The following is a 20,839-nucleotide window of genomic DNA, read 5'->3' as shown; positions in this document are numbered from 1 at the left end:
GACCTACAGCTGAAGTAGGATTAAATACTTGAAGTTACCCCGATCCAGTAATTTTGTCAGTAGTAGACTACTTATTTTGAAAATGTAGTATTTAATGAGATGAGAAAATCATCTGTTTTCTTAATAAAATAATCTGGTTGTACAGTAAATGTAGCAGATTGATAGTTTGGTAACCATTGTACGCCAATCGTTCGTACATCTGCCTGTTTTCCAGCAAGTATGTCAGCATCACTATCCCCAATAAAAATTGCTTCGTTTGCATTTACATGTAATGTATTTAATACAAGAAGAATACCTTCAGGATCAGGTTTTGGCTTCATTACATCATCTCCAGCTACTATACAGTCGAAGAAAGAAACTAATCCTAATGCTTTTAGAGAAATGTCCAGGCTTCTTCTTGCTTTTCCAGTTACGATAGCTAACTGAAACCCTTGTTTTTTTAAATGTATTAAAAGGTCTACTATTTCATGATTTCGCTCTACGTAATCATGATGCTTTTCTTCATAACATTCATAGTATCTTTCAACTGCTACTTCTTTTTCTTCAGAGAGTAAGTTCTCATGAATAATACCAATTTCACTTGGGCCAAACATAGAAAGAATCTCTGCTTCAGTAATTTCTTTATTATCAAATTGCCAAAAAACGTTTTGAAACGAGTAATAACATAAAGGTAAAGTATCAGCTAGTGTGCCATCAAAATCAAAAATAATTGTACGTAGCATTTTCTCACTCCTGTTTTAAGTTATTTTAAGGTTTATTTAAGAATTTATGTTGTGATATACTTAAAATAACTTAAAAGTACTTAAAAGTAAATAAAAATGGGTGAGAGTATGAATCAAGAGGAACGTTTAATAAAAATAATGGAGTATTTGAATGAACATAGGACGATGAGTTTGAAGATAATGTGTGAGCTATTTCAAGTCTCCAGAGATACAGCAAGAAGAGATATTGTAAAGTTAACAAATGAAACAACAATAGTGCGAACCCATGGTGGTGTAGCTTTATCATCTTTCCACCATAAAATATCGGATTATGTAAATCGTGAGGAAAAAGAAATTGAATATAAGATATCTATTGGAAAGCGAGCTGCTTCTTTTGTAGAAGATAATGAAGTGATTTATCTTGATGTTTCAACAACTGTTAACTGTATGGCTTCATTTTTGACAGCAAGTAACATAACGGTTGTTACAAATTCAATTGATACAGTAAATCATTTAATGGATATGGAGAATGTAAATATTCATATTTTAGGTGGAGAATTAAATAAACACTCACGTTATATGACGGGTTTTTCTGCAATGGAGAAACTAAAAGATTATCATTTTGATAAGGTTTTTATTGGATCACCCGGTCTTACAGAAGATGGTGTCTATTATGCGTATGAGGAAGATATTCATTTTAAGCGTCAAATTGTTAAACAAACAAATGAAGTGTTTTTACTTGCTGATGAGACAAAAATGAATCAACGTCAAAACTTTAAGGCGCTGTCATTAGAAGCGATAGATACAATTATTACGAATGATGCTATACCTGGCGATTTAGAAAGAGTAGTGAAAGAATATGGAATTGAGCTAATCGTTGGAGTGAAGTAAAGGGGGACGTAAAAATGAAGGGGATTATATTTGATATTGACGGAACGATGTTAGATACGGAAAAAGCAGTTTTATATTCATTACAGAGAACGTTGCGAGATGAAGGGATGAATTATTCATTAGAAAAGCTACATTTTGCATTAGGTATTCCTGGTATGGCTACGTTACAAGAAATTGGTGTGGAAAATATGAAAGCAGTTCATGAGAAATGGATACGTAATATGGCAGATTTTAAGAATGAAATTACAGTATTTAAAGGAATTGCGGAAGTGATTGAAATAGTATCTTCATATAAGATTCGAACTGGTATTGTGACTTCAAAAACACGTCAAGAGTTTATCGATGATTTCCAGCCATTTGGATTACATTCATATTTTGAACACTCTATTTGTGTGGAAGATACAATGAAACATAAACCACATCCAGAGCCACTTGTGACATGTCTAAAAAGATTGAATATAGAGGCACAAGAAGCGATATACATAGGTGACTCAGTATATGACTTACAATGCGCAAAACAAGCGGGAGCAAAATTTGGTTTAGCCTTGTGGGGAGCAAAGACAAGGAAAGGATTCGAAGAGGCTGATTATATTTTTCAAACGCCTCATGAAATTTTAAGTTTAGTAAAAAGAGATAGCTAATTTAGCTATCTCTTTAAAAATTTATAACCACCATTTTTCCTGTGGAATCAAAGTAACATCCACTTCAAAATTTTCTTTAAACCAATTATACATCAATGTTTCTTTCACTAAATATTCAGAGGCAGAGTGTGATACACCGATGAGTGACATATTCGTTTCTTTTACGTAATCCATAATGAGCGAGTATTTCTGTTTACCGTAATCATTGTCGAGATGGCAATGGATTTCCCCAGTAATATATGCTTCAGCACCTTTTGCTTCTGCTTCTTTCATGAGAGACACGACATCACCACATCCTGCAATAATTGCAATTTTTTTGATAGAATCATGTTGTTTACCTTCGAAGTCTGTATAAGGAATATGGAAGAGATTTTTTAGACGTTTTTGGAGTGCTTCTGTGGATGTTTCATCCATTTCACAAATAAGGCCAACTGGCTCTTGTTCGGGGCCTTCATATGCAAAGCCGTCAACTACGTGAGCATCTAAGACTTTTGCAATTGAAATGCTCGTTCCATGCGTTTGATGAATATCCATTGGTCCGTGACATGTATATATAGAAAGTTGTTTTTCTTTTATTGCTTGCAAATATTTTTCAGGTATTGGAATAAAACCACGACCTGATTTTCCAAGCGGATCACCGCATTCCATTACAAGTGGGTGGTGCATAAAAAGTAAATCACCAGATGTGGACTGTGAAATGAATGTTTCAAGAACGTCATTTGTAGGAAAAACAGCTAAAAATACTTTATTTACAGTTTCAGCTCCTCGTATCATAAGACCGTTAAATAGCTCTACAAAATTGGTTTCGAAAAATTGTTGCCACGGAAAGTGGATAGGATCATATACAGATGGGATAAATCGACTAAAGGCACTATCTTTTCCATATTTTTTGATTTGGAACAAATGATTGAGTGATTGTTCTATTTCTTTTAAAGCTGGCATGTTATGTTATCCTCCTTGAACTAATTAGATGTTTTTGTTCTTCACAGCGAAATAAGAAGCGGTTAGGAAACAAATAAAACCTAAAATCCAACCAATAGAAGGAGAATAAGGAAGTATATGTTGTAATATCATACCGTTAGAAATAAAAAAGCTACCGAGTAGACCTAGGAAGATGGGGTATCGCAGTAATTTGAGCATGAGTGATACAACCTCCTTTACTACATACATTGTATATTGTTCGTAATTTTCTGTATATATTTTTAAAGAAAAATGGTGGTACAATATATGAAGGATACGAGAAGAGAGGATGAAGATTAGAGTATGTACGTTACTGTAACAGAAGCAGCATATAAAAAGATTGTGGATACGATTCCAAATGAAGCGAAATATATAAAGTTATTTTACGATAATGAAGGTTGCGGTTGTGTAATGAGCGGAATTATCGATTTAGTAGCTGTAGCAGAAAAAGATGAGCGCGATGTGGATATCGAATCTAGCACAATGAATTTTATCGCAGATCGCACAAAGCTTGTATTTATGGATGATAAATTAACAGTTGATTGGCATGAAGGTGGAGGGACGTTTCAGCTGAAGAGCCCGAGCCAATTTTATAATCCAAATATGAAGTTACACGTTCGAGTGTAGTAAAGAAAAGGTGGTTCCAAAATGTATTTTGGAACCACCTTTTTTATTGTATACGTCGCTATTCTTGTCGTTTTTTGTTGATAAGTCGATATATTTAAAAAATCGCTGATATAATTCGAGTTGCGCCGATATATTTTGAAAATCGCCGATATAATCAGAGTTGCGCTGATATATTCAGAAAATCGCTGATATAATTTCATGCCCCAAAACGTTTCATACAATAAAAAGATTTTTTCACATAATGAAATGTACATGTGATTGAATTTTCTGTATAATCTTATTTGCGGAGGGGATACGCATGAGAAGATGGGGAATTGAGTTATTAATTTTAGCAGTCGTTATTATTTGGGGGATTAATTTTACGATTGCGAAATATGGACTTTTAGAATTTACAGCAATTGAGTTTACTGCACTTCGGATGATATCGGCGGCACCGCTTATGTTACTCCTTACATTTTTTATTGAAAAGTCGGTTTATATGGAGAGAAAAGATATACCTAGATTAATCATCGTTAGCGTTGTAGGTATTGTACTGTATCAAACGTTATTTATGGAAACTGTTAAATATACATCCGCTACAAATGCCTCTTTACTCATTTCTATTTCACCTATTTTTACAACTGTATTTGCGATTATCTTAAAACAAGAAAAGTTTTCTTCTCGAAAGCTTATCGGTTCGATTATTGCCTTTTGTGGTGCAGCCTTAGTTTTAGTAGCAGGGCATTCACTGGCTAGTTCTTTTTACGGGAATGGGATTGGACTCATTACATCAATATGTTGGGGGCTTTATCCTGTTTTAGCAAGCCCATTAATTAAAAAATATTCAGCGCTACGTGTTACCGCATGGTCAGCACTAGTTGGCGCGATTCCACTCTTGCTTTTAAGTGGACCATACGTATTTATAATGCCATTTCATATTACACATGGAATAACACTATTCGCTTTACTATATTCTATTTTCTTTGTAACAGTATTTGGTTTAGTAATGTGGTATGTTGGTGTTCAAAAAATTGGAGCATCACATACGATGGTATATATGTATATAACGCCACTTGTAGCTGTTTTATTTGCAGCTGTATGGGCAAATGAATACGTATCATTTCAACAAATAATCGGTGGAATTATTATTTTCTTCGGTTTATGGTTTGTGAAATCGGAGAAAGTAAAAGTGCATTCTACTGCGGGGGAACCTATATCAAAATAGGAAAACAGATCACCTATGATCTGCTTTCCTATTTTTTTATTTTTGGTAAGAAGATGAGAAATAAGATCGCAGTAATAAGTGGAATTAAGTTTAAAAATGGAATACGGAAGAGTGTAATAAGAATAATACCCGGAAGAAGGACACCGAGGACAGCGTAGAAAATACTATGGTTCTTCGTGTACCAATACAATGAAAGTCCGATAAGTGCAGGGATAATGAGGTGAATGAGAGCCATTAAAAAATAAATCATTAGACGCCCCCTTTATTTGTGTACTTATTACATCATATCCGTATGTTCATAGATTGATATCAATTTTTTCATAAATGGACGAAAAATGTTTGAAAAAACGTCACAAATTATGGGGGGATGATCTTTGAAATCTTGTATAATATTATTTTCTAAAAATATTTAAACAACATAAACATACCGTTTATGTTGTTTTTTATTTGAGTGAAATGAATGTAAGTAGTATAGACTTGAAAAAATTTATTGTTGGATAGATAAAAATTACGGAAGAGGAGAACATCATGATTAGTATGTCATTAAGGTCGTTTAAAATTCAATCGTATTATATACTAGGTATTCTTTTACTAGGCTGGATGGTAACGCCGTTTTCAGCACATTTTTTAGGTGCAGGAATTGGACTTATCGTAAGTATGTATTGCGTTTGGCTTTTAGGGAGACGAATTGAGAAGCTTGGAGATAGTATCGTAAAGAAAACGAAAGCGCCGACGCTCGGTATGTTTAATCGTTTTGCGGCTGCTATTTTAGGCGCTATTATTATGTACGAAATTGAGCACCATATGGTAATGTGGGCATTTGCAGTAGGGATTATGGGCGGTTATTTTTTAATCGTTGTGAACTTAGGTTATTATAGTATGAAAGATGAAAAGGAACTAACAAAAAGATAAAAAGCCTCTTTTTAGATGGAATAGAGGATCTAGCGAGGGATAGAAGCGTTTAAATCCTTTTTTAGCTCCATACGTTGTGAAACTAGAGGGATGTAATTTATATGTTCGAATCCGTAAGTTGTATGTGTAAAAATGAATTTACCCTAGAATAAGGAATCCAGCGATGAATAGTACAACAGGAAGCGAAACATTGCATAAAATACAGGTTTTTGCTTCCGATAAGTTAACATGAAATTACGTATTAGTATGACTTTTATGTTCTTTAAAAAAGTTGGATATAATACAAAAAACTATTCCGGTAATTAGAATAATATATTTTATGGTTTCACTTGTATGCTCAAATAAATTAACGTTAAGCATTACAAGTCCCCAAAACATTTGAATCGCTCCATAACTGAATAAAATTTTTCCTGTACGAGAAAAATTTTTCATAGGTTTCACCCCTTCCTATATATGTAAATTATATCATGAAAAACTAAAAATAAGTAAATATAAAGTGAAAATTCTGTAAATTAACAAACGAAGTCACAGATGAAGAGAGTAACGTTTTACTTTATATAAGATATAGAAAGAAGCTTACGTAAAAAACGTAAGCTTCTTTTTTATGTAAGTGTGTGTAACCGTTAAGCCGCATTGGGTTTTGTCGGTGAGTACGCGAAACTTTACGGTTACACGACACTTATTCATATGAGTAAAGGGTTATTCCAACAGAAAGTTTGCGCTTAAGCGATTGGGCCGCCTAAGTTAATAATGTCTTCAGATACGCTGTCGAACTTTTTGAAGTTAGCTTTGAATTCATTTGCAAGTTCGATTGCTTTTGCTTTATAAGCAGCTTTATCAGCCCAAGTTTGTTCAGGCATTAACACTTCGTCAGGTACACCTGGTACGTGAAGTGGAACTTCAAGACCGAAGATGTCATGTTTAGCTGTTTCAGTTTTCGCAAGTTCACCGCTTAATGCTGCTTGAATCATTGCACGAGTGTAACCTAAGTTCATACGTTTACCAACGCCGTATTCGCCACCAGTCCAGCCAGTGTTTACTAAGAATACTTTCGCATCGTGTTTCTCAATTTTTTCACCAAGCATTTCAGCATAGCGAGATGCATCAAGTGGTAAGAATGGTGAACCGAAGCAAGTTGAGAATGTTGCTTGCGGAGATGTAACACCGCGCTCTGTTCCTGCTAGTTTACTAGTGTAACCACTTAAGAAGTGATACATAGCTTGTTCTTTTGATAACTTACTGATTGGAGGCAATACGCCAGATGCATCAGCAGTTAAGAAGATAATTGTATTTGGGTGTCCTGCAACACTTGGCAGTACGATATTGTCAATCGCATGCATAGGGTATGCAGCACGAGTATTTTCTGTTAAAGTAGTATCGTTATAGTCTGCGATACGCGTTTGGTCATTAATGATAACGTTTTCTAAAACAGATCCAAATGTGATTGCATCGAAAATTTGTGGTTCTTTCTCGTGAGAAAGGTTTACACATTTCGCGTAGCAACCGCCTTCAATATTGAATACACCGTTATCAGACCAACCGTGCTCATCATCACCGATTAATTTACGGTTTGGATCAGCAGATAATGTTGTTTTACCTGTTCCAGATAAACCGAAGAATAATGCTACATCGCCTTCTTCACCTACGTTTGCAGAGCAATGCATAGAAAGGATATCTTGTTCAGGTAATAAGAAGTTCATAATAGAGAAGATTGATTTTTTCATTTCTCCAGCGTATTCTGTACCACCAATTAGTACGATACGTTTTTCGAATGAAACCATAATGAATGCTTCAGAGTTTGTACCGTCAACAGCTGGATCAGCTTTGAAATTCGGTGCAGAAACAATTGTGAACTCTGATTCATGAGTTGTTAATTCTTCTTCAGTTGGACGAATGAATAGTTGATGTACAAATAAATTGTGCCATGCATATTCATTAATAACTTGAATTGGTAGGCGGTAATTGCGGTCAGCGCCTGCAAATCCTTTGAAGACGAATAACTCTTCTTTCTCTTTTAAGTATTCTAAAACTTTCGTATATAATTTATTAAAATGTTCTTCAGAAATCGGTTGGTTCACTGCTCCCCAAGCAATTTTGTCAGCAACCGATGCTTCTTTCACAATAAATTTATCTTTAGGAGAACGTCCTGTATATTTTCCAGTTGAAGCAGAAACGGCACCAGTCGAAGTTAATTTCCCTTCATTTCGCATTAATACTTTTTCCACTAATTGCGGAACACTTAGTTGAATCTGTGCATTGCTTCCGTTCAATAATTCGTGTAAACCAATTTGGACATTCACAGTACTCATATTTATATACCATCCTTTTCATTTAATGAAATATTTCTCGTAATCCCCAACAAGAGTATAACACAATTATATAAATAATGTATACTATTTATTTCTTTTTGTTTGTGTGAATACATTATTTCCTTATTAATATTTCATTTTAGGCGCATTGAGAAAAACTTTCACGAAAATGTGAATATTAATTGACAAATGAATATCATTTCTTTAGTATAGGTTGGGACGGATACTCTCTTATCCCGAGCTGGCGGAGGGACAGGCCCGATGAAGCCCAGCAACCTCACTTGTATTGGTAAACACAAGTGAATAGGTGCTAAAACCTGTGCGAGGCTACAGGTCTCGAACGATAAGAGCGAAGGGCAAAAAGCAGTATGCAAGTAGCAAATTAAACCTTTCCTCTCTATTATGTAGGAAAGGTTTTTCTGTATGCTTGTGTGGGAGAATAAATGTATGTCGCAATCTGTGGCAAATTAAGGATGAGTTCCGTACAATATATACAATTACTGTAGGGAGGTTTACCACATGACAAAAAAACGTCATCTGTTCACATCTGAGTCTGTAACTGAAGGACATCCAGATAAAATTTGTGACCAAATTTCTGATTCAATTTTAGATGCGATCTTATCAAAAGACGCAAATGCACGTGTAGCTTGTGAAACAACTGTAACAACTGGTTTAGTATTGGTAGCGGGGGAAATTACGACTTCTACTTACGTAGATATTCCAAAAATCGTTCGTGAAACAATTCAAGGCATTGGTTACACACGCGCAAAATATGGATTCGATGCAGAAACTTGTGCAGTTTTAACATCTATCGATGAGCAATCTGCTGACATCGCTATGGGTGTTGACCAAGCGCTAGAAGCACGCGAAGGTCAAATGACTGACGCTGAGATTGAGGCAATTGGTGCAGGAGACCAAGGTTTAATGTTTGGTTTCGCATGTAATGAAACACAAGAGTTAATGCCACTTCCAATCTCGCTTGCTCACAAATTAGCTCGCCGTTTAACTGAAGTACGTAAAGATGATACATTATCATACCTACGTCCGGATGGAAAAACGCAAGTTACAGTTGAGTATGATGAAAATGGTAAACCAGTACGTGTTGATACTATCGTAATTTCTACACAACATCACCCAGATGTTACATGGGAAGAAATCGATCGCGACTTAAAAGAGCACGTAATTAAAGCTGTAGTACCAGCAGAATTAATCGATGGAGAAACAAAATTCTTCATTAACCCAACTGGCCGCTTCGTAATTGGTGGACCACAAGGTGATGCTGGTTTAACAGGACGTAAAATCATCGTTGATACTTACGGTGGATACGCTCGCCACGGTGGCGGTGCATTCTCTGGTAAAGATGCAACAAAAGTTGACCGTTCTGCAGCATATGCAGCTCGTTATGTTGCGAAAAACATCGTAGCAGCTGGTCTTGCTGAGAAAGCAGAAGTACAACTTGCATACGCAATCGGTGTAGCACAACCAGTATCAATTTCAGTTGATACATTCGGCACTGGTAAAGTATCTGAAGACGTACTAGTAGAACTAGTTCGTAACAACTTCGATCTTCGCCCAGCTGGTATTATTAAAATGCTAGACTTACGTCGCCCAATTTACAAACAAACAGCAGCTTACGGCCACTTCGGACGTACTGATGTAGATCTATCATGGGAACGTACAGACAAAGCTGCAGCTTTAAAAGAGCAAGCTGGTCTATAATATATGAAAAAAAGCTTTGCGCGGTGAGCGCAAAGCTTTTTTTTATTTCGTTTTATTTACAATTTGAATGCATGATTTGCAATATACTTCTCCATCTAGCTCAATATACTTTTTCATATGTTTGTATTTCTTTTTGGCATGATTTACAAACAGTTGGCTTTTTTGAAACATGTGAAATCAACCTTTCATTTGACGTGCTTTGCCCGCGCAAAATGCACTGCTTAATAAAAATAGCGTGGCGCATATAATACTTACTAATGTAGCGTATGGAATTGCGCCTTTTAGAGAAAAGCCGACAGTGATGGAAGCGATAAATAAGAGGATGAATGTTGTTGTTAATTTTTTGTATAGTTCCATAATAGGTAGACCTCCAATTTATTTTTTAGTACAAGTTTTAAAATTGAATTCTATGTATGTAGAAAATATAAAGAGTAGCTAAAGGTATGTAGTCTAAGGAGTATAAGAAAGTGCAGTTTCCTTTTTGTGGGTTAGTATATTTATATTGTATCATGGCGTATTGTTGGCTTCATACATAATTGTGTAAACATATGTATGATAAAATGAAGAAAAGTCTTTAAGGAAGGAAAGATGAAAAAATGAGCGTAACCGAACATAAAAAACAAGCGCCAAAAGAAGTGCGCTGCAAGATTGTAACGATTTCCGATACACGTACAGAAGAGACAGATAAGAGCGGACAACTATTACATGAATTGTTAAAAGAAGCAGGCCATACAGTGACTTCTTATGAAATTGTGAAAGATGATAAAGAAAGTATTCAGCAAGCAGTGTTAGCTGGTTATCATAGGGAAGATGTTGATGTTGTATTAACAAATGGCGGTACTGGCATTACGAAACGCGATGTGACGATTGAAGCAGTATCAGCGTTATTACATAAAGAAATTGTTGGATTTGGTGAGTTGTTCCGCATGATTAGTTATTTAGAAGATATCGGAAGCAGCGCAATGTTAAGTAGAGCGATCGGCGGCACAATTGGGCGCAAAGTAGTCTTCTCGATGCCAGGATCTAGCGGAGCGGTTCGCCTTGCGATGAATAAATTAATTTTACCAGAATTAGGTCATATTACATTTGAGTTGCATCGCCAATGAGTAAGTATGCTGGAATTGTATTAGCAGGTGGTATGTCGAGTAGATTCGGTGAGCCGAAAGCGTTAGCGAGTTGGCAAGGGAGTACGTTTATTGAGCATATTTTGAAAGTGATGACAAGCACGCTCCAAGAAGTTGTAGTCATTAGTCATTCTGATATAAAAGAGCGAGTAGAGAAACTCGTACAAGTTCCTGTTATCGAAGATATTCCGCACTATAAAGGGAACGGGCCACTTGCTGGAATTGTATCAGGAATGGAATACATAGAAGCAGATTGGTACGCTATTATGCCTTGCGATGCGCCAAATGTTTCGCATGAATGGTTTACCATTTTACTGGAGCAAACAAGCAATGAGTATGATGCAGTTGTACCTATTATTAATGGAAGGAAACAACCGCTACTTGCAGCGTACCATAACCGCGTGAAAGAAAAGATTTATACTTTGCTTCAAGAAGAAAAAAGAAGTATGGGTCAGCTTTTATCACAATGTAATGTGAAATATATTGCTGGTGAAGATATACAAGCAAATGCGGATTGGTTTATAAATGTGAATACGAAAGAAGAATATGTGCAGGCTCAAAAAGACCTTTCAAATGAATGAAAGGTTTTTTTGTATACAGAAATTGGGGAACAATTACTGTATAAAGGTATGTGAGTAAGTTGATTTTAAGGGGAATTCTTAAAATCACTATACAGTTAAAATACTGTATAACCATATATTAATTTTTATGGGTTTTTATTACAAGTCTATTTGTTTATGCTTGTTTTTGTTATAATGAATATAGAAATAATATAATATTTCACCTTGTGTATCATTTATTTAAGTAAATTTTACAATTGTATAATAAACTCCCTTCGTTTTTTGAAGGGAGTTTTTCTATTTAAGCAAGCAACTCTGATTCGTTATGCTGAAGGACTTCTTCATATTCGTTAAGCAAGCCACGAAAGATCTCATCCCAGCTTTTTGATTTCGCATAAGATAAAGCTGCTACTCCCATCTGCTCCAATTTTTCTTCATTTTGCAATAAAAAATAAATGGATGATAGAAATGCGTCCTCATTTTTTGGCGGGCAAAGAACTCCCGTTTTTCCATCTGTAATAATATTTTTAACCCCGCCACTATTTGCACCGATGACAGGTGTGCCGCATGCAAGCGATTCAAGTACAACATTTCCGAATGTTTCAGTGGCTGATGGAAATACCATCATGTTAGAACAAGCATATGCTTCAGCTAAATCCCCGCCTTGTAAATAGCCAGTAAACGTGACATTTGTTTTCGGAACAGCTTCACGAAGACTTGTTGCTAGAGGACCGTCTCCTGCTATAAGCCAATGAATATCGTTTCGAGTATGCGCTGATTTAACGATAAGATTTTGCAACGTATCAATATCTTTCTCAGGAGCAATCCGTCCAACATAGGAAAGGACATACTTCGCTGTAATATTATATTTTTTCCGGAATACTTCTGTATTGTAAGCTGGATGAAAGAGTGTGCAATCTACACCCCGTCCCCAAATAGAGAGGGCCTGAAAGCCTTTATGTTTTAATTGATGTAATGTTTCAGGAGAAGGGACAAAATTTTTTTGCATATGACTATGAAACCATTTTAAATAGTTCCAAAGCATATTGGAGAGAAATTCGATTTTGTAATAGCGCAAATAAGCATCGAAATCAGTATGATAAGAACCGACAACTGGGATGTTTAACTTTTTCGCATAATACAATCCACAAAGTCCCATGTTGAAAGGTGTAGCAATGTGAATTATGTCAGGTTTAAAGGAAAGAAGTTCTCGCTTAATGCGCGGAGTAGGAAAAGAAAAGCGACATTCTGGATATAATATTGTTAACGGGATACTTCTCATCTTGTTCACATTCGCTACGAAATTATCTTCAGCTGTATGCTGAGGGGCGAAAACAGAATAGGCGATTTTTTCTTTCTGAAAATATCGTGTTAACCGCTCTAACGTTTTCGCAACCCCGTTCACTTGTGGCGTAAAAGTATCGGTAAAAATGGCGACTCTCATCATATCACTCCTTTATGTGAAAAGTGGGATGAATTGATAAAAAGAGATGATGCCAGAGCAAGTGCCGAGACACATACCGACGAATACATCAGATGGATAGTGAAGCCCTAAATAAATGCGAGAAATACCGACGCATAATGCTAACGGTAATAGGAAAATAAGTAAGCTTGGATTATAGCAAATAAATGGAATAAAGACAGAGAAAACGGCTGTTGTATGACCAGACGGGAAAGAGTGGTCTTGTAATGGATGGACTGGATATTTTGCATCCTGAATTGTTAAATAAGGACGTTTTCGTGGATACCATCTTTTTAATATTTGCACAGGAATATGGCTAATTGCTAGCGAAATAGCAGTTGCAATTGCAGCTTGATGCAAAGTTCCACTTGCGAAAATTAAAAAGAACAGTGTGAGTGCGATAGAGAAAGTCGCGCCACCGATATGAGTAATATTGCTGAAAAAGAGATTTAACGTTTTTTGATCAAAGTAGCGGTTAATTCCTCTGAAAATGTAACATTCTATTTTATATAATCCACTGACCTTCATGAAAATTCTCCTCCCTCATCTACATATATATGGAGATATTAGCTTTTATTTTAATAAGATTTTGTTGAGGGAGTAATAATGTTTTGTAAAGAAAAAGTTAGATTTTATATAAAAAAACTGCCAGTATTATGGCAGCTGTAAAATCATTTTTGTAGTGATTTATAATATTGGCCTTTTTCAACGTATTGCGTGCGAATTCGCTCCATGTCTTTACGGTCTTCTTCTGTTAACTCACGAACGACTTTCGCTGGACGACCGAAAGCTAATGTATTCGGCGGGATTTTCTTTCCTTGTGAAACGAGGCTTCCAGCACCGATAAAGGCTCCTTCGCCAATTTCAGCACCATCTAATATAATAGATCCCATTCCAATTAAAGCATCTTTCTTAATATGGCAGCTATGTAAAATCACTTGATGCCCAATTGTTACGTCATCTTCTAAAATAAGAGGATATTGCGGGCTTTGGTGGAGTGTACATTGGTCTTGTACATTTACTCGGTCTCCAATAATTGTCGGTGACACATCACCGCGGATGACTGTATTAAACCAAATACTTGATTCCTCGCCAATTGTCACATCACCAGTAATGGTTACGTAGTCAGCGATAAAAGCACTACTCGCAATTTTCGGATTTTTTTCTTTGTAAGGATATATCATGTAAAGCCTTCCTTTCCTAGAGACTAGTTTCAGTGTATCAAATTATGAGAAAGAGTGAAATGGAGGAGAGCCGTATGTGGAATTATGAAGCTGAGCAAGCAAAGGCTGTCATCGTTATTGTGCACGGCGCAATGGAATATCACGGACGTTATGAAGCTGTTGCGGAAATGTGGAATCATATCGGCTATCACGTCGTGATGGGGGACCTTCCGTCACATGGAACGACTTCAAGAAATAGAGGACATATTGATTCGTTTGATGAATACATAGAGGAAGTTAAATTATGGGTGAAAGAGGCAAGAAAGTATCGATTACCTATTTTTCTATTTGGTCATAGTATGGGTGGTCTTATCGTCATTCGTATGATGCAAGAGACGAAGAGAGAAGATGTAGACGGCATTATTTTAAGTTCGCCATGTTTAGGTGTATTAGCTGGACCTTCTGCACCGCTTCAAGCTGCCTCAAAAATATTAAATATTATCGCTCCGAAGTTACAATTTGCAACGAATCTTACAGTGGAAATGTCAACGCGTAATCATGAAGTGAGAGATGCGATGGAGAACGATTCATTGTTCTTGCGCAAAGTATCAGTACGTTGGTATAGTGAATTGATTAAGTCTATTGAAATCGCTCATAAAAAAATAGATGATTTTCCAGATGTTCCGCTCTTGCTAATGCAAGCATGTGAGGATAAACTTGTAGATAAAACACGTGTCCGCACTTGGTTTAATAATGTTAAAATAAGTGATAAGGCTTTTAAAGAATGGCCGAATTGTTATCATGAGTTATTAAATGAGTATGAGCGTGATGAAATTTTGAATTATATTCAGTCATTTACTGAAATACGCATCAATAACATAATAGAAACAAATAAGTAAATTATTTGTACATTGAATAGAGGAGATGAAGGAAGAAGTGAACGTACCGAGTAATCCCATAACGCTCATGGCGAAAGTATACCGTGATGTGTTTCCGGTTGTACACCATGAGCTAGCGATGTGGAAAGAGCGTGCCTACCATATTCCGAATGATGAGCTTCATAGTCAGGCAATCGCAAGTATTGAGCATAAAACGTTTCATTGCGAAGGCGGTGGCATTTTAGCACTATTAGCAAATGAACACCGTGAGGAATGTATTCGTTTTATCGTCGCATATCAAACGATTAGTGACTACTTAGATAATTTATGTGATCGCAGTACATCACTTGATCCGAATGATTTTGCCGCACTGCATGAATCTATGTTAATGGCATTATCACCTGAAGTAGAAGGTGGCGGTAATTATTATCGCTATCGTGATGATCAAGATGATGGTGGTTATTTAGATGAACTTGTTGAAACATGCCAAGATGTTTTAAAGAAAACGAAGCACTATGACAAAATTGCTCCTATTCTTCATGAACTTGCTTGTTATTATTGTGATCTGCAAATTCATAAACATGTGAAATTAGAAGAAAGAGAACCAAGATTACAAACATGGTTTGAAGCACATAAAGAAAACTTACCGGAGATGAGTTGGTTTGAATTTTCAGCATGTGCCGGTTCTACGCTTGGAATCTTCTGTCTTGTCGCATATGCCTTTCATGATGAATTACATGATGAAGATATTGCGAAAATTAGACAAGGATATTTTCCTTACGTACAAGGACTTCATATCTTACTTGATTATTTCATTGATCAAGAAGAAGACCGCATCGGCGGGGATTTGAATTTCTGTAGTTATTATGAAAACGAGCAAGTGATATTAGATCGTATGAAACATTTTGTAGAAGAAGCAGAGAAGAGCATTGGTGATTTGCCTCATGCGAAGTTTCATCGTCTCATAAGCCGAGGATTACTTGGTATTTATTTATCAGACCAAAAAGTATCAGCACAAAAGAATATGCACAAAATGGCACGGCGCATTGTAAAATACGGTGGTCTCACTTCACGATTCTTCTATTGGAACGGGAAGATGTACCGAAAGAAAACGGCGCAGTGATGAAGAAAACCACTCATGTAGAGTGGTTTTTTGTTATAATATGGTAAAGGTGGTGGCAGAAATGAAGCGATTGTTTCAAAAGCTATATGACCATATTGAGGTTACATTACTCGTGCTACTTTCCATTTCATTTGTAACTGGAATGTATATGATGATGAATAAAGCCGGCGGTCCTACAACGATGGATTATGTAGCTCAAGTTATTATTGTATTGATTATTATAGTAGATATTGTCTTTTTAATAAGTGATAGAAAAAAAGAAAATAGTAAATAAAAAAGCATTTGTACACGGTAGTACAAATGCTTTTTTACTATGAGCGTATTTTTGAAAATACATATATAAGAAGTTCAATCACAAAAATAGCTAAAACAGATAGTCCGAATAAAGGCATGACAGCGCCTAGTATAACCATCATGATAAAGAAAACGATTATGCTTTTCTTATCTCTTTGCTTTGGCGGTGCTGCTAATTTTCCTTTCGGCTTTCTTGCTAACCACATTTTTATTCCGTAATAAATAAGAAGTAATAAAGATAATGTCGTTAGTAAGCATAATATTTTATTTGGCCATCCGAATAAATGACCTTCGTGAAGCGGGATACCGTAAGTGAACCATTGCGCAAGTAATCCATAATCACGATAGTCCGTTTTGGAAATGAGCTCTCCGCTATATTGATCAAAATAAGCTGTTATTTCTTCATTTGGTGCAACATGCATACCTGTAATACCAGAACCGCTCGATTTCGAAACAGTGAACACACCTTTTGGATCAGCTGGTAGTGAAATAACATATGGTTTCTTTATTTTAATTCCGTTTCGCAATTCATCGACAGAAATTGCTTTTGGCTCATTCGAATTCGATTCAGGAGGTGCTTCTTTTCTAGTTGCCCACGGCAATTCTTTTACCTTCGATTCAGGAGGTGCCATATACAATTTTGGATATCCGAGTGATTCATTTGACGATGCAATTTTATAAATTTGGTTACCCATAAATCCTGACCATGGCAACCCAGATGCAACTAACAAAACGAGAGGAATTGTAAATATAATACCGATAATAGAATGACGTCGTTTTGCTTTTTCTCGCTTATTGGATGCCGGTGTATTTTTGAATTGGCGTATACTCATGTACAACCCAGTTACAATTAAAAAGATTGTCCAACATGCCGCAAGTTCTACCGTATAGTTAACGACAGTGCCACCAACTAAAAGAGAACTATGTAATTCCCTCATGATATTGGCAAACGTTTCACTTGCGTTTTGATCCCCAACAATTTGATTATTACTATCTAAATACACATATTTTTGTTGCCCAGTATACTCATTTGCAATCGTAAGTCTCGTATTATAATCCCCATTAAACTCACTAATTTTCGCCACACTATAATGTGGATATTTTTTCTCTGTTAAGGAAATAGAATCAGCCATCGAAATAGATTCTGTTTGAGCACTCTTCCCAAAATATAAATCTTTATAGATGAAATCCTCAACCTCTTCCCGAAATAAATACCCAATTCCGCTCAGTGACAACGTAATAAGAAGCGGCGTAATAAAAAGCCCAGCATAAAAATGCCAACGCCAAAAAATGTAATGAAGCGAACGATTTACTTTCATGCTCTTAGTTCCCCTAACCTTCCCTATATGAATAACTACTTATTTAATATAGCGAGATTAAGTGTGATTACTTTGAAAGAATTGTGAAGAAAGTTAAAAGTTTTGGGGATTTTTATCGGCGAGACATACAATACGCAATGCAAAGCTTAGTTGAATGAATTAGCTCTTCATTTCCTTTTTGTAGCCTAATTTGAAGTGCTTTTTGAAAACAAGTAAGGGCGGTTTGGAAGTCACCTTCATCTAATTTACTTTTTCCGTAATGTTGGTAGAAAAAATCTTCATAAGCGGGTAAGTCTGGCAGTGTTTGTAGAAGTTCGGCAAAGATTGTATTTGCAGCAGCAAACTTTCTTTCCCAATGATATGTATGTGCGAGGCGAAGTTTGTTAATAAAAAGCACTTGGATGTTATCTGTTTGTGTGTAATATTCAATAGCCTTCTGTAAGTAATACTCACTGTCAGAAAGGTTGCCAGCGATTCGTTCATAAACACCGATTAATCCGCAGTTTTTTCCATATAACGATCTTTCATGTAAATGCTCTTTCAAAAATAAAATCCCCTGCTTCATTTCAGCAAGGGATATAGGCTTTTCTCTAAGATTTTCATCAAATGTGTATCCCATTTCAAAAGGTATATTCATTTGGACCCCCTTATATTTTCTACATACATCCTAACAACCGCTTTCGCAAGACATTGAGAGGAATCAACAAAATCCTCAATCGCCACCACATTCAAATCAGTACATGCAATAATTGCAGTATCAACTTCCTCTCTCAATTGTAAAACGAGCGCATTCCACAATTCGCGAGCTTCTTCAACTTTTCCACTTTTAATATAAGTAATAATTTGATTAATCATATCCTGCCATTTTTCATGATGAATGTACTCTATATTACGCTTTGCAATCCCATCTTGGTAAATACCAGCTTGAACAGTTGCTTCTGTTGCGAGAAGAGCGACTCTTTTTGCAGTTTCAGGAATCGCTTTTAACGTTTCATCAACTATATTCAAAATAGGAATAGAAAGAGATTGCTGTAATTCTTCAAAATAAAGATGCGCTGTATTGCACGGCATAGCGATAAAGCTTGCGCCAGTACTCTCGAGTTTTTGTGCTCCTTCAATAATCGCTTTTTTCATCGCTTCATGATCAATAGGGCGATCCATGTAAAACGGTGTTGGGCACGAATAGATCATCATATGAGGAAAGTCCATGTCATGCTTTGCTCCGTATATTGTTTGGCACTCTGCTACAACTGTATCAACGAATGGTCCAGTTGATTTTGGCCCCATTCCTGCTAGTATTCCGATCATTGTTTTGTCTCCTTCAATATGTAATTAAAAACGTTTTTTGCGAACGATAAAAAGAAATAAGGTAAATAATAAAAATGAATATACGATAGCCCAAGCTGTGAGCCATAGCGTGTGAGTCAGTATATTATATTTGTATTGTCCAAGCATTAGAAAGCTTTCGACAGGTGGTAAAAACCATAGTAACTCTTTTTTAAACCGGATAGATGCAATCGTTATAAGCAATATAAATGTAAGACTAAGCCAAGCGGTGCTTGCTTTTGGAATCATATTTCTAGTAAATAAAGATGCGATTGAAATTCCAAGTATAGAGAAAGACATATGAGCGAGAAATCCGACTAAAAATAAAGAAACTGTCATTTTTTCATTAAACATTTGCAAAATAATTGGGTAGATTACGGATATAAAAGATAAAACAGTACAAATGAGAAGAGCTGTAATATATTTCCCTACATATAGTGCGGAAATATTATTTGTGTGAGAAATCGTAATTTGTTCTTGTACAGGATCTTCCGTATGAAAAATTGTGACCGTAATCCAGGCAGATAATAAATAAAGCGTAATTGCTGTTTCTAAATATGTCGGTACAATAGGAGTCGGTTTATATGCATATACAAAAAGTAAGCTCATGAAGTACATCGCAATAGGAGGGACGTACTTATACGATTTTGTATAGTCGAGAAAATGGTAACGAATAAGAGCAAGCATAATAAACCTTCTTTCGATTTAAAAGTTAGGTTGTAGCAGTGTGATAGATGCTTTTTTATGCAATAAAAACTGAAGCATTTCGTTTGTATATTCTTTTTCAATTTGTAATTGAATAAGGTTTTGATTTGAATTGTGTGCAACGTGTATAAAACCGGATTGTTTTTGTAGTTCTATCGCTGAAAATGTTTCGTGAACAATTGCTTCAATATAGACTTGTTCTGCTCCTTTTTGTGCAGAGATATTTTCTGTGATTGTATGATTTGCTAACGTCACAATTCTATCGGCGAAGTTTTCTAGTAGCTGTTTTTCGTGACATGTGAAGAGTATAGATATACCTTGTTGTTTTAATGAGAGTAAAATATGTTCTAATTCTTGCTGAGAGTTCGGATCGAGTCCAGAAAGCGGTTCGTCTAAAATTAATAAATGTACGTCCGTAAGTAACGCTTGCATAATACCGGTTTTTTGTTTCATACCTTTTGAAAAGTTTCGTATAACGGAATGCCTTGCATGAAGTAAATGAAACCTTTCAAGAAGCAGCGGAATTTTATCTTTTACATATTTTGTTGATAAACCGTGAATGCGGCCGAGATGAAATAGATAATCCTCTAATGTAAAACGAATCCCTTCAGGAAAATGTTCAGGTACATAGCCGATTTGTATATGTTCTTTCCTTTGAATTGTCCCTGCCGTATGTGAAATAAAGCCTGCAATTATTTTGAGTAGAGTACTTTTTCCAGTCCCGTTCCCGCCAATAATGGCGAGTGCTTCTCCTTCTGGAATGGATAAATCAATGTTGTCTAGTATAAGTGATTTGCCATACTTCTTTTGAATTCCCTTTAGTTCTACTAGCAAAGTTCTATCCTCCTATACAGTGTATATATCCATTATATAGGAGAATAACAAAAAGACGTGCAGTGAGTGCACGTCTTTTTTTGTTAT

The 20,839-nt window shown here is 35.9% G+C and carries 27 protein-coding genes and 1 riboswitch; of the genes, 11 read left to right on the top strand and 16 right to left on the bottom strand.

Annotated features, from left to right (window positions below):
• Window positions 1–71 precede the first annotated feature (71 nt).
• A complete protein-coding gene (locus tag PQF83_RS14670; protein WP_000946538.1) occupies window positions 72–722 on the bottom strand; it encodes an HAD family hydrolase in 651 nt (216 codons plus the stop codon).
• A 108-nt stretch (window positions 723–830) separates the two neighbouring features.
• Here PQF83_RS14670 and PQF83_RS14665 point away from each other — a divergent pair, with 108 nt between their 5' ends.
• Together PQF83_RS14665 and PQF83_RS14660 are read left to right on the top strand one after the other, a co-directional pair.
• Window positions 831–1,592, top strand: coding sequence for a DeoR/GlpR family DNA-binding transcription regulator (locus PQF83_RS14665; RefSeq protein WP_033671964.1), 762 nt, complete (start codon window positions 831–833; stop codon window positions 1,590–1,592).
• Window positions 1,593–1,606: 14 nt separating this feature from the next.
• On the top strand, window positions 1,607–2,233 hold the full coding sequence (locus PQF83_RS14660) for an HAD family hydrolase (RefSeq protein WP_000676034.1): 627 nt from the start codon (window positions 1,607–1,609) through the stop codon (window positions 2,231–2,233).
• 21 nt (window positions 2,234–2,254) lie between these two features.
• Here PQF83_RS14660 and PQF83_RS14655 read toward each other — a convergent pair whose 3' ends face one another.
• Window positions 2,255–3,175 carry a Nif3-like dinuclear metal center hexameric protein gene (locus PQF83_RS14655; protein ID WP_001111112.1) on the bottom strand — a complete coding sequence of 307 codons (921 nt, stop codon included), beginning with the start codon at window positions 3,173–3,175 and terminating at the stop codon, window positions 2,255–2,257.
• 24 nt (window positions 3,176–3,199) lie between these two features.
• Window positions 3,200–3,373: a hypothetical protein gene (locus PQF83_RS14650; protein ID WP_000916134.1), complete on the bottom strand. Its 174-nt coding sequence runs from the start codon at window positions 3,371–3,373 to the stop codon at window positions 3,200–3,202.
• Between the two features lie 123 nt (window positions 3,374–3,496).
• Here PQF83_RS14650 and PQF83_RS14645 point away from each other — a divergent pair, with 123 nt between their 5' ends.
• Both PQF83_RS14645 and PQF83_RS14640 read left to right on the top strand, forming a co-directional pair.
• Entirely contained in the window at window positions 3,497–3,820 is a 324-nt protein-coding gene (locus tag PQF83_RS14645; protein ID WP_000289578.1) for an iron-sulfur cluster biosynthesis family protein, read from the top strand.
• A gap of 298 nt (window positions 3,821–4,118) precedes the next feature.
• A complete protein-coding gene (locus tag PQF83_RS14640) occupies window positions 4,119–5,024 on the top strand; it encodes a DMT family transporter (RefSeq protein WP_001255400.1) in 906 nt (301 codons plus the stop codon).
• A gap of 28 nt (window positions 5,025–5,052) precedes the next feature.
• Here the strand turns inward: PQF83_RS14640 and PQF83_RS14635 are convergent, their stop codons facing one another.
• A complete protein-coding gene (locus PQF83_RS14635; RefSeq protein ID WP_000639042.1) occupies window positions 5,053–5,274 on the bottom strand; it encodes a hypothetical protein in 222 nt (73 codons plus the stop codon).
• Between the two features lie 278 nt (window positions 5,275–5,552).
• Here PQF83_RS14635 and PQF83_RS14630 point away from each other — a divergent pair, with 278 nt between their 5' ends.
• Complete coding sequence (locus tag PQF83_RS14630) at window positions 5,553–5,936, top strand: ATP synthase subunit I (protein ID WP_000624930.1); 384 nt, start codon at window positions 5,553–5,555, stop codon at window positions 5,934–5,936.
• Between the two features lie 234 nt (window positions 5,937–6,170).
• On the opposite strand, the gene PQF83_RS14625 is transcribed toward PQF83_RS14630, so the two are convergent.
• Window positions 6,171–6,368, bottom strand: a complete 198-nt coding sequence (locus PQF83_RS14625) for a hypothetical protein (RefSeq protein WP_000788116.1) — start codon at window positions 6,366–6,368, stop codon at window positions 6,171–6,173.
• A 290-nt stretch (window positions 6,369–6,658) separates the two neighbouring features.
• Window positions 6,659–8,245, bottom strand: coding sequence for a phosphoenolpyruvate carboxykinase (ATP) (gene pckA, locus PQF83_RS14620; RefSeq protein WP_000108804.1), 1,587 nt, complete (start codon window positions 8,243–8,245; stop codon window positions 6,659–6,661).
• Between the two features lie 228 nt (window positions 8,246–8,473).
• A riboswitch (SAM riboswitch) is annotated at window positions 8,474–8,595 on the top strand.
• Between the two features lie 169 nt (window positions 8,596–8,764).
• Here pckA and metK point away from each other — a divergent pair.
• Window positions 8,765–9,964, top strand: a complete 1,200-nt coding sequence (metK, locus tag PQF83_RS14615; protein ID WP_000163115.1) for a methionine adenosyltransferase — start codon at window positions 8,765–8,767, stop codon at window positions 9,962–9,964.
• Window positions 9,965–10,006: 42 nt separating this feature from the next.
• On the opposite strand, the gene PQF83_RS14610 is transcribed toward metK, so the two are convergent.
• The gene (locus PQF83_RS14610; RefSeq protein ID WP_001998486.1) at window positions 10,007–10,135 is read right to left on the bottom strand and encodes a hypothetical protein; all 129 of its coding nucleotides are present in this window, start codon (window positions 10,133–10,135) and stop codon (window positions 10,007–10,009) included.
• Window positions 10,136–10,141: 6 nt separating this feature from the next.
• Window positions 10,142–10,321: a hypothetical protein gene (locus tag PQF83_RS14605; protein ID WP_000424795.1), complete on the bottom strand. Its 180-nt coding sequence runs from the start codon at window positions 10,319–10,321 to the stop codon at window positions 10,142–10,144.
• Window positions 10,322–10,560: 239 nt separating this feature from the next.
• Between PQF83_RS14605 and PQF83_RS14600 the strand changes: the two genes are divergently transcribed.
• A complete protein-coding gene (locus PQF83_RS14600; protein ID WP_000117134.1) occupies window positions 10,561–11,070 on the top strand; it encodes a MogA/MoaB family molybdenum cofactor biosynthesis protein in 510 nt (169 codons plus the stop codon).
• Window positions 11,067–11,669 carry a molybdenum cofactor guanylyltransferase gene (locus PQF83_RS14595; RefSeq protein WP_000049606.1) on the top strand — a complete coding sequence of 201 codons (603 nt, stop codon included), beginning with the start codon at window positions 11,067–11,069 and terminating at the stop codon, window positions 11,667–11,669. Before PQF83_RS14600 ends, PQF83_RS14595 begins: the two co-directional genes overlap by 4 nt.
• Window positions 11,670–11,949: 280 nt before the next feature.
• Here the strand turns inward: PQF83_RS14595 and PQF83_RS14590 are convergent, their stop codons facing one another.
• The 3 genes from PQF83_RS14590 to PQF83_RS14580 form a co-directional block, all read right to left on the bottom strand.
• A complete protein-coding gene (locus PQF83_RS14590) occupies window positions 11,950–13,092 on the bottom strand; it encodes a glycosyltransferase family 4 protein (protein WP_001261612.1) in 1,143 nt (380 codons plus the stop codon).
• Window positions 13,093–13,104: 12 nt separating this feature from the next.
• A complete protein-coding gene (locus tag PQF83_RS14585; RefSeq protein WP_000868600.1) occupies window positions 13,105–13,638 on the bottom strand; it encodes a phosphatase PAP2 family protein in 534 nt (177 codons plus the stop codon).
• Between the two features lie 143 nt (window positions 13,639–13,781).
• Entirely contained in the window at window positions 13,782–14,294 is a 513-nt protein-coding gene (locus tag PQF83_RS14580; protein ID WP_000640211.1) for a gamma carbonic anhydrase, read from the bottom strand.
• A gap of 74 nt (window positions 14,295–14,368) precedes the next feature.
• Here PQF83_RS14580 and PQF83_RS14575 point away from each other — a divergent pair, with 74 nt between their 5' ends.
• Genes PQF83_RS14575 through PQF83_RS14565 form a run of 3 tightly spaced genes read left to right on the top strand, consistent with a single transcriptional unit; the run spans window position 14,369 to window position 16,548 of the window.
• Window positions 14,369–15,172 (top strand): alpha/beta hydrolase, encoded by an 804-nt coding sequence (locus PQF83_RS14575; protein WP_000267442.1) that lies wholly within the window; start codon window positions 14,369–14,371, stop codon window positions 15,170–15,172.
• 37 nt (window positions 15,173–15,209) lie between these two features.
• A complete protein-coding gene (locus PQF83_RS14570) occupies window positions 15,210–16,274 on the top strand; it encodes a tetraprenyl-beta-curcumene synthase family protein (protein ID WP_001102457.1) in 1,065 nt (354 codons plus the stop codon).
• 40 nt (window positions 16,275–16,314) lie between these two features.
• Window positions 16,315–16,548 (top strand): hypothetical protein, encoded by a 234-nt coding sequence (locus tag PQF83_RS14565; RefSeq protein WP_117611438.1) that lies wholly within the window; start codon window positions 16,315–16,317, stop codon window positions 16,546–16,548.
• Between the two features lie 37 nt (window positions 16,549–16,585).
• Here the strand turns inward: PQF83_RS14565 and PQF83_RS14560 are convergent, their stop codons facing one another.
• From PQF83_RS14560 to PQF83_RS14540, 5 genes are all read right to left on the bottom strand, one after another.
• Complete coding sequence (locus PQF83_RS14560) at window positions 16,586–17,887, bottom strand: PepSY-associated TM helix domain-containing protein (RefSeq protein WP_000867806.1); 1,302 nt, start codon at window positions 17,885–17,887, stop codon at window positions 16,586–16,588.
• A gap of 112 nt (window positions 17,888–17,999) precedes the next feature.
• The gene (locus PQF83_RS14555) at window positions 18,000–18,524 is read right to left on the bottom strand and encodes a hypothetical protein (RefSeq protein WP_001024981.1); all 525 of its coding nucleotides are present in this window, start codon (window positions 18,522–18,524) and stop codon (window positions 18,000–18,002) included.
• On the bottom strand, window positions 18,521–19,195 hold the full coding sequence (locus PQF83_RS14550) for an aspartate/glutamate racemase family protein (protein ID WP_000579312.1): 675 nt from the start codon (window positions 19,193–19,195) through the stop codon (window positions 18,521–18,523). The genes PQF83_RS14555 and PQF83_RS14550 overlap by 4 nt, the downstream gene beginning before the upstream one ends.
• 24 nt (window positions 19,196–19,219) lie before the next feature.
• Window positions 19,220–19,900 (bottom strand): hypothetical protein, encoded by a 681-nt coding sequence (locus PQF83_RS14545; protein ID WP_000880394.1) that lies wholly within the window; start codon window positions 19,898–19,900, stop codon window positions 19,220–19,222.
• A gap of 18 nt (window positions 19,901–19,918) precedes the next feature.
• A complete protein-coding gene (locus PQF83_RS14540) occupies window positions 19,919–20,752 on the bottom strand; it encodes an ABC transporter ATP-binding protein (RefSeq protein ID WP_000959708.1) in 834 nt (277 codons plus the stop codon).
• Window positions 20,753–20,839 lie beyond the last annotated feature (87 nt).

Source organism: Bacillus sp. FF-1, from assembly GCF_028548245.1.
GTDB lineage: Bacteria > Bacillota > Bacilli > Bacillales > Bacillaceae_G > Bacillus_A > Bacillus_A paranthracis.
Note: the sequence above shows the minus strand (reverse complement) of the source record. Positions and strands in the feature narration are given on the sequence as shown.

Bases quoted from the DNA above. Each gene is read 5' to 3' on its own strand.
- PQF83_RS14595 (WP_000049606.1), top strand. From the start codon at position 11,067: ATGAGTAAGTATGCTGGAATTGTATTAGCAGGTGGTATGTCGAGTAGA.
- metK (WP_000163115.1), top strand. From the start codon at position 8,765: ATGACAAAAAAACGTCATCTGTTCACATCTGAGTCTGTAACTGAAGGA.
- PQF83_RS14665 (WP_033671964.1), top strand. From the start codon at position 831: ATGAATCAAGAGGAACGTTTAATAAAAATAATGGAGTATTTGAATGAA.
- PQF83_RS14625 (WP_000788116.1), bottom strand. From the start codon at position 6,368: ATGAAAAATTTTTCTCGTACAGGAAAAATTTTATTCAGTTATGGAGCG.
- PQF83_RS14605 (WP_000424795.1), bottom strand. From the start codon at position 10,321: ATGGAACTATACAAAAAATTAACAACAACATTCATCCTCTTATTTATC.
- PQF83_RS14545 (WP_000880394.1), bottom strand. From the start codon at position 19,900: ATGCTTGCTCTTATTCGTTACCATTTTCTCGACTATACAAAATCGTAT.
- PQF83_RS14670 (WP_000946538.1), bottom strand. From the start codon at position 722: ATGCTACGTACAATTATTTTTGATTTTGATGGCACACTAGCTGATACT.
- PQF83_RS14585 (WP_000868600.1), bottom strand. From the start codon at position 13,638: ATGAAGGTCAGTGGATTATATAAAATAGAATGTTACATTTTCAGAGGA.
- PQF83_RS14610 (WP_001998486.1), bottom strand. From the start codon at position 10,135: ATGTTTCAAAAAAGCCAACTGTTTGTAAATCATGCCAAAAAGAAATAC.
- PQF83_RS14640 (WP_001255400.1), top strand. From the start codon at position 4,119: ATGAGAAGATGGGGAATTGAGTTATTAATTTTAGCAGTCGTTATTATT.
- PQF83_RS14580 (WP_000640211.1), bottom strand. From the start codon at position 14,294: ATGATATATCCTTACAAAGAAAAAAATCCGAAAATTGCGAGTAGTGCT.
- PQF83_RS14630 (WP_000624930.1), top strand. From the start codon at position 5,553: ATGATTAGTATGTCATTAAGGTCGTTTAAAATTCAATCGTATTATATA.
- PQF83_RS14660 (WP_000676034.1), top strand. From the start codon at position 1,607: ATGAAGGGGATTATATTTGATATTGACGGAACGATGTTAGATACGGAA.
- PQF83_RS14550 (WP_000579312.1), bottom strand. From the start codon at position 19,195: ATGATCGGAATACTAGCAGGAATGGGGCCAAAATCAACTGGACCATTC.
- PQF83_RS14560 (WP_000867806.1), bottom strand. From the start codon at position 17,887: ATGAAAGTAAATCGTTCGCTTCATTACATTTTTTGGCGTTGGCATTTT.
- PQF83_RS14655 (WP_001111112.1), bottom strand. From the start codon at position 3,175: ATGCCAGCTTTAAAAGAAATAGAACAATCACTCAATCATTTGTTCCAA.
- PQF83_RS14635 (WP_000639042.1), bottom strand. From the start codon at position 5,274: ATGATTTATTTTTTAATGGCTCTCATTCACCTCATTATCCCTGCACTT.
- PQF83_RS14590 (WP_001261612.1), bottom strand. From the start codon at position 13,092: ATGAGAGTCGCCATTTTTACCGATACTTTTACGCCACAAGTGAACGGG.
- PQF83_RS14650 (WP_000916134.1), bottom strand. From the start codon at position 3,373: ATGCTCAAATTACTGCGATACCCCATCTTCCTAGGTCTACTCGGTAGC.
- PQF83_RS14600 (WP_000117134.1), top strand. From the start codon at position 10,561: ATGAGCGTAACCGAACATAAAAAACAAGCGCCAAAAGAAGTGCGCTGC.
- PQF83_RS14575 (WP_000267442.1), top strand. From the start codon at position 14,369: ATGTGGAATTATGAAGCTGAGCAAGCAAAGGCTGTCATCGTTATTGTG.
- PQF83_RS14565 (WP_117611438.1), top strand. From the start codon at position 16,315: ATGGTAAAGGTGGTGGCAGAAATGAAGCGATTGTTTCAAAAGCTATAT.
- PQF83_RS14555 (WP_001024981.1), bottom strand. From the start codon at position 18,524: ATGAATATACCTTTTGAAATGGGATACACATTTGATGAAAATCTTAGA.
- pckA (WP_000108804.1), bottom strand. From the start codon at position 8,245: ATGAGTACTGTGAATGTCCAAATTGGTTTACACGAATTATTGAACGGA.
- PQF83_RS14645 (WP_000289578.1), top strand. From the start codon at position 3,497: ATGTACGTTACTGTAACAGAAGCAGCATATAAAAAGATTGTGGATACG.